Below are 6,867 nucleotides of genomic sequence, written 5' to 3' on the forward strand. Positions count from 1 at the left end.
CCGGTCGGTGTGGCCTCCCACGGTGGTCAGCCCTGGCGCTGCTTCCCGGCAGGGCGCGCGGGAGCACCCCGAGCCACTCGACCGGGATCGTCCCGCCGCACCTGCCGTACCCCGCTACCGCAGCGGGTCGAACGGAGCCAGCTGCGGCGGGGCCTCACCCTTGAGGATCGTCTGGGCCATCAGCTGCCCGGTGACCGGGCCCAGAGCGACGCCCCACATCCCGTGGCCGCCCGCCACGAACACCCGAGGAGCGGCGGTCGCCCCGGCCAGTGGCAGGCCATCAGGGGTGCACGGGCGCGAACCGACCCATTCGTCGCGCCGGTCGTCGAGGTGTACCCCGTGCAGAAACGGCCGCACGGCATCCACGATGGCCGCGATCCGGCGCGGGTCCAGCGGATCGCCGGGGCGCCGGAACTCCATCATCCCGGCCACCCGCAGACGGCCGTCCAACGGCGTGCACGCCACGCGCTGCGCGGGAAAGTACAGCGGTCCACCCGGCAGCTGCTCCGCCGGCACACTGAAGCTGTAACCCCGCCCCGCCTGCACCGGCCGCCGCACCCCGAAACGGGCGGTCAACTCCCCCAACGCCGCCCCGGTGGCGACCACGACGGCGTCGTGCCGGTCCTGATGTCCGGACCGGCACACCACGCTGACGCCCCCGGGTTCCGTCCGTAGATCGAGGACATCGCAGCCCTCCACGACCTGCCCGCCACGCGTACGCACCGCCGTCGCGAGCGCATCGACGAACCGTGGCGGGTCCAGATACCGCTGTCCGTAGATCTGGACGGCGGCCTCGACGCGGTCCGTCAGCACCGGCTCGATGACCCGCGCCCGCAGGCCCGGCACCGGATGGAACCGCACGTCCTGCCCGGCGGCGCGGATCTGCTCCAGCTCGGCCAGCAGCCCTCGCCGGTCGCGTTCGCGGGCATAGCAGGCCAGGAAGTTGGCCGCCTGGGTCGTCGTCGCGGCCACGCCGCCGGCCGTCAGCACGTCGAACGCCTCCAGTGACCGCTCGTTGAGCGGTACATAGGCGGCCATGCCACGCCGCCATCGCCGCGCGGTGCTGTGTGCGGCGAACGATGTCAGGAACCGCAGCAGATGTCGGTCGGCGCGCAGCGGCACATACACCGGCGACCGGGCGCTGAGCACCGCCCGCAGCCCGTAGCGCAGCACCGCCGGCTCGGGCAGCGGCGCCGCCAGCCCGGGCGTCAGCCAGCCCGCGTTGCCCCACGACGCGCCGGCACCGGCGTGGCGACGCTCGTACACCGTGACCTGGACACCGGCCTCCTGCAGGAACCACGCGGTGGACAGGCCGACGATGCCCGCTCCGATCACCGCCACCGTGTCCGGGGCGTGCCCCACGAGCCCGGGACCGTCGTGTCCGGTCGGCTGAGACGACATGCCGCTCCTCTCCACGATCCGGCGCCGGTGCCGTACCGAAGAATCCCCAGCATCGGCCAGCGGCCGGCGGCATACACCACCAGCGGTCGGCAAACCTCGGGCCGGCGCGGTTGCCGGGCACCGGCAAACGTCGCCCCTGCTCGGCGGCACCACCGACGTCGATCTCGTCCTCAAGCTTGGTGGCATTGGCTTCACCGTGGCACGACGACCGGTCGAGTTCCGTAACAGCGTCGACGGCCCGACTCGGACGCTGCCGGAACGCTTCGTCACCGCACGCTGCGACACCGGCGCCGGGCTCGGCGTCGTCGGCAGCAAGTACGAGGTGCTGCAGAACGAGGACGCATTCGCGTTCCTGCAGGAGCTCGTCGACCGGCACGACGTGCTCTGGGAGTCGGCCGGGGCGTTGCGCGGCGGCCGGAAAGTCTTCATCTGCATGCGCCTGCCGAACACCGTCACCGTCGACGCACCCGGAGTCGCGGACCAGATCATCCCGTTCATCGTGGTGCTGAACAGCCACGACGGGTCCAGCCAGTTCCAGGTCGTCGTCACACCGTGGCGGCCGGTGTGCGGCAACACCGAACGGTTCGCGTTGCGTGACGCGCACGCCCGGTGGGGCGTCCGACACACCTGCAACGCCCGGGAACGGATCGAAGAAGCCCGCCGCACGCTCGGCCTGTCGATCGAGTACTTCAACGTGAGGCACCGACGCTGGCCGAGCTACTCGAGCTCATCGACACCCACCGGCTTCCTGCACCGGAGATCGACTATGAAGCGGCCACCGGGCTCAAGTTCGGCGAAGTCCTACCCGCCGACATCGCCACCACAACGCTCGCCGAACGGGCAGCCGACGGGCCTGCCGCGCATATCATGCTTGCCTCACCGTTCCGGTGAGTCACGTCGCTGTAGGCCGGTCGGGGGTTGTTCAGTTCGGCTGGCTGGTACTCCAGCTGGCGCTGTTGCGTTGAGGGATCGATGGACGCGTCGAACTCATCGCCGTTTCGAGGTCAGATCGCCCTGACGAGTTCGGCAAACGCAGCAGCGACCCGCATTGCCGACGGGGCGTCGACGGCAAGTTCGTAGTGCCGGCGCCGCAGGTTCTGCATAAAGGCGTGACCGGCGGCGATCACCTGTGCTGTCGTGTCGGTCCGTAGCCCGCGCATCGGTCTCAACCGCTGCTTGAGCCTGATTGATCCGCAACCGTCGTCCCCGGCTCCGCACAACCCCGGCTGGACCTTTTGGGCCGAAACGGCAGAAGTTCGGCCAGCTGGATCGAAACATCTGGACACGTTGATCAAAGTCCCATAATGTGGACGGACGGCTTGAGAAAGCTCTCTCGATGATCCGTCGGCGCGGACGTCAAGGCGTGCTCGATGACATAGGCCGACATCGCGGCACCCTCGGCTGCGGCGCGTCGGCGCGCGCCCTGCCTGGCTAGTTCGGTCAGGAAGGGGCACAAGTGAAACGAAATCAGCCCATCGTTCGATGGCGGCCAATGGCAGCCGCCCTGCTTCTGGTCACCTCGGGACTCAGCGTCCTCGTCGCGCCGGCGACCCCGGCCGCGGCGGCGATCAACCCCGCCGACTTCCAGCAGGTCACGCTCGCCAAGGGCGTGGCGGAGACCGGCGAACCCATGGCCATCACGGTGTTGCCGGACCGCTCGGTCCTGCACACCGCACGCGACGGCACCCTGCGCCGCACCGACGCCGCCAGCAACACATCGGTGATCGCGAGCATCGCCGTGTACACGCACGACGAAGAAGGCTTGCAGGGCGTCGCCGCGGACCCGAACTTCGCCAGCAACCGCTACATCTACCTCTACTACGCGCCGCCGCTGAGCACTCCCGCCGGCGACGCGCCCGCCACCGGTACCGCCACCGACTGGACCACCTGGACCGGGGTCAACCGCCTTTCCCGGTTCACGCTCAACGCCGACTACACAGTGAACATGGCCAGCCAGGTCACCGTCCTGGAGGTGACGACCAGCCGCGGCATCTGCTGCCATGTCGGCGGCGACATCGACTTCGACGCGGCCGGGAACCTCTATCTGTCCACGGGGGACGACTCCAACCCGTTCGAGTCGGCCGGTTACGCGCCGATCGACGAGCGGACCAACCGCAACCCCGCCTACGACGCTCAGCGCTCCGCCGGCAACACCAACGACCTGCGCGGCAAGGTGCTACGGATCAAGGTCAACGCCAACGGGACGTACTCGATCCCGGCCGGCAACATGTTCGCGCCGGGGACCGCCAACACCCGGCCCGAGATCTACGCCATGGGCTTCCGCAACCCGTTCCGGATGAGCGTCGACAAGGCGACCGGCATCGTCTACCTCGGCGACTACGGGCCGGACGCGGGTAGGACCGACGCCAACCGGGGCCCGTCCGGTCAGGTGGAGTTCGACCGGATCACGGGGCCCGGCTTCTACGGCTGGCCGTACTGCACCGGCACGAACACCACCACCGAGACGTACAACGAGTGGAACTTCGCGACCAACGCCACTGGCCCGAAGTACAACTGCGGCGGCGGCCCGACGAACAACTCCTTCCGTAACACGGGCCTGACCACCCTGCCGGCGGCCAAGCCTGCCTGGATCCGCTACGCCGGCGACGCCGGTTCCCCTGCGGCCTTCGGTAGCGGCTCCGAGTCGCCGATGGGCGGCCCGGTCTACCGGTACGACGCCGCAAACCCATTGACCACGAAGTTCCCCGCCAGCCTGGACGGGCAGTACTTCGCCAGCGAGTTCGGGCGCGGCTGGATCAAGCCCATCGTGGTCAACGCGGACGGCTCGCCGGGCGCGATCGACAACTTCCCGTGGAACGGCAAGCAGGTCATGGACATGGCCTTCGGCCCGGACGGGTCGCTGTACGTCCTGGACTACGGCACCGGCTACTTCAACGGGGACGCGAACTCGGCGGTGTACCGCTACGACTACGTCGGCACCGGCGGCAACCGTGCGCCGATCGCCGTGGCCGGCGCCAACAAGACATCCGGCGCGGCACCCCTCGCCGTGACGTTCTCGTCGGCGGGCTCCAGCGACCCCGACGGCGGGGCGCTGACCTACTCGTGGGCGTTCGGTGACGGTGGTACCTCGACCGCCGCCAACCCGGCACACACGTACACCGCCAACGGCAACTACGTCGCGACCCTGACGGTGCGCGACCCGCAGGGCGCCACCGGCACGGCCAGCGTGCCGATCAGTGTCGGCAACACCGCCCCGACGGTCATCGTCAACAGCCCCGCTTCCGGGCAGCTGGCTGACTTCGGCGAGAGCGTTCCGTGGAGCGTCACGGTCACCGACCCGGAGGACGGCACCATCGACTGCGCCAAGGTGACGATGGCGTACGTGCTCGGCCACGACCAGCACGCCCACCAGATCACTTCGCAGAACGGCTGCTCCGGCACGATCACGATCCCGGTGGACGGCGAGCACGACGACGCGGCGAACATCTTCCCGATCTTCGACGCGTCGTACACCGACACGGGCGGCCTGACCACCCACGCGCAGAACATCCTGCAGCCGAAACACCGGCAGGCCGAGCACTACAAGACCTCGTCAGGCATCAACAAGTTCAGCAGGACCACGGCCGAGGGCGGCATGACCGTCGGCGACATCAACAACGGCGACTGGATCCAGTTCGACCCGTACAAGCTCAACAACGTCATCTCGTTCACCGCCCGGGTGTCGTCCGCCGGGGCGGGCGGCAGGCTGCAGTTCCGGACGGGTTCGGCGACCGGCACGATCATCGGCTCGGCCACCGTCCCGGTGACCGGGTCGTGGGAGACGTTCACCACCGTCACCGGCACGATCAGCGGCGCGCCGGCGGGCACGACCTCGCTGTACGTCACGTTCGCCGGCAACGGCAAGCGCGCGCTGTTCGACCTGGACAGCTTCACGTTCGTCACCGGTTAGAAGGAGACCACCGATCATGTTGCGCAGACTCGCTTTCTGCGTCGCCATCGTGGTCGCCGCGCTCGGCCTCACCGCCGTGCCGGCCCACGCGGCGCCGGACTTCACCGTGCTCGTCTTCAGCAAGACCGCCGGATTCCGCCACGACTCCATCCCCACGGGCATCCAGGCGATCCGCGACCTGGGCACAGCGAACAACTTCGCCGTCGAGGCCACCGAGGACGCCACCCAGTTCAACGCGACCAACCTCGCCCGGTTCAAAGCCGTCATCTGGCTGTCGACCACCGGCGACGTACTCGACGCGACCCAGCAGACCGCGTTCGAGAACTACATCCGCGCCGGCGGCGGCTACGTCGGCGTGCACGCGGCGGCCGACACGGAGTACGGCTGGGCCTGGTACGGCGGCCTCGTCGGGGCGGACTTCGCCAGCCACCCGGCGATCCAGACCGCGACGGTCCGCATCGCCGACACCACCCACCCGTCGACGGTCGGCTTGCCGGCCGCGTGGAGCCGCACCGACGAGTGGTACAACTACCAGACCAACCCCCGCTCGGAGGTGCACGTCCTGGCGACGCTGGACGAGTCCACCTACAGCGGCGGCACCATGGGCGGCGACCATCCCATCTCGTGGTGCCGGGCCTACGACGGCGGCCGATCCTTCTACACCGGCATGGGCCACACCCAGGCCAGCTACACCGAGGCGAACTACCGCACGCACCTGCTCGGCGGCATCCGCTACGCCGCGCAGGGCACCGGCGACTGCTCGGTCAGCGCTCCGCCACCAGACCTGGCGCTGAACCACCCCGCCACGGCGTCCAGCGTGGAGAACGCCTCCTTCCCCGCCTCGAACGCCGTGGACGCCTCCTCCACCACTCGGTGGTCGAGCGCGTTCTCCGACCCGCAGTGGATCCGGGTCGACCTCGGCGCCACGCACACCATCAACCGGGTCCGGCTGGTGTGGGCGACCACGTACGGCAAGAACTACCAGATCCAGACCTCGGCCGACGGGAACACCTGGACCACGATCCGGACCATCACCAACAGCAACGGCGGTGAGGACGACAACACCGGCCTGAACGCCTCGGCGCAGTACGTGCGCGTCTACGGCACCGCCCGCGGCACCAGAAAGGCGGGGTACTCGCTGTTCACGTTCCAGGTGTACGGCACGTGAGGCCCGGCCGGCCCGGGAGCCGCTCATTCCCGGGCCGGCCGGTCACGCGACGATTGTTGATCAGACCGCCGACCAGCGCGCCCTTTGACGCGTTGGTGTGGGCCGTCTGTACTCGGCAACGGTGTCTGACCTGGGTGGACGTGACGTCCTGTCACGATGTCGGCATGATGCTGTACCGCAGCGCAGGTGGTTACAGCGGCTGCACAAAGTACGGCGTGACGTCCATCCAGCCGTTGCCGGCCGCGCCGGTGAGGCGGCCGCTGCTGGCGGTGGACAGCGTGTACCAGGAGTCGACGTAGTCAGGATCGTCGGTGTACCACGAGCTCGGCAGCGCGGCGAGGATGGCGTCGACGAGCGGTGCGTACGCGCCGCCGTCGACGATGGTCAG

Annotated in this window: 6 protein-coding genes; 3 read left to right on the plus strand and 3 right to left on the minus strand. The window is 69.3% G+C overall.

The features are described 5' to 3' along the window. Positions 1-114: 114 nt before the first annotated feature. Positions 115-1,401, minus strand: coding sequence for an NAD(P)/FAD-dependent oxidoreductase (locus ABD332_RS34540; RefSeq protein ID WP_344506679.1), 1,287 nt, complete (start codon positions 1,399-1,401; stop codon positions 115-117). Between ABD332_RS34540 and ABD332_RS34545 the strand changes: the two genes are divergently transcribed. Further along, the gene (locus ABD332_RS34545) at positions 1,400-2,419 is read left to right on the plus strand and encodes a DUF932 domain-containing protein (protein ID WP_344506680.1); all 1,020 of its coding nucleotides are present in this window, start codon (positions 1,400-1,402) and stop codon (positions 2,417-2,419) included. The two genes, ABD332_RS34540 and ABD332_RS34545, sit on opposite strands and share 2 nt — an antisense overlap. Here the strand turns inward: ABD332_RS34545 and ABD332_RS34550 are convergent. Next, a complete protein-coding gene (locus ABD332_RS34550; protein ID WP_344506681.1) occupies positions 2,406-2,528 on the minus strand; it encodes a hypothetical protein in 123 nt (40 codons plus the stop codon). The genes ABD332_RS34545 and ABD332_RS34550 overlap by 14 nt on opposite strands. A gap of 365 nt (positions 2,529-2,893) precedes the next feature. Here ABD332_RS34550 and ABD332_RS34555 point away from each other — a divergent pair, with 365 nt between their 5' ends. Together ABD332_RS34555 and ABD332_RS34560 are read left to right on the plus strand one after the other, a co-directional pair. After that, entirely contained in the window at positions 2,894-5,311 is a 2,418-nt protein-coding gene (locus tag ABD332_RS34555; protein ID WP_344506682.1) for a PQQ-dependent sugar dehydrogenase, read from the plus strand. Positions 5,312-5,327: 16 nt separating this feature from the next. Next, positions 5,328-6,479, plus strand: coding sequence for a ThuA domain-containing protein (locus tag ABD332_RS34560; protein ID WP_344506683.1), 1,152 nt, complete (start codon positions 5,328-5,330; stop codon positions 6,477-6,479). Positions 6,480-6,669: 190 nt separating this feature from the next. On the opposite strand, the gene ABD332_RS34565 is transcribed toward ABD332_RS34560, so the two are convergent. Beyond that, the coding region (locus ABD332_RS34565; protein ID WP_344506684.1) for a DUF3103 family protein at positions 6,670-6,867 on the minus strand (198 nt) is incomplete at its 5' end.

This window comes from Dactylosporangium maewongense (assembly GCF_039531485.1).
GTDB classification, from domain to species: Bacteria; Actinomycetota; Actinomycetes; order Mycobacteriales; family Micromonosporaceae; genus Dactylosporangium; species Dactylosporangium maewongense.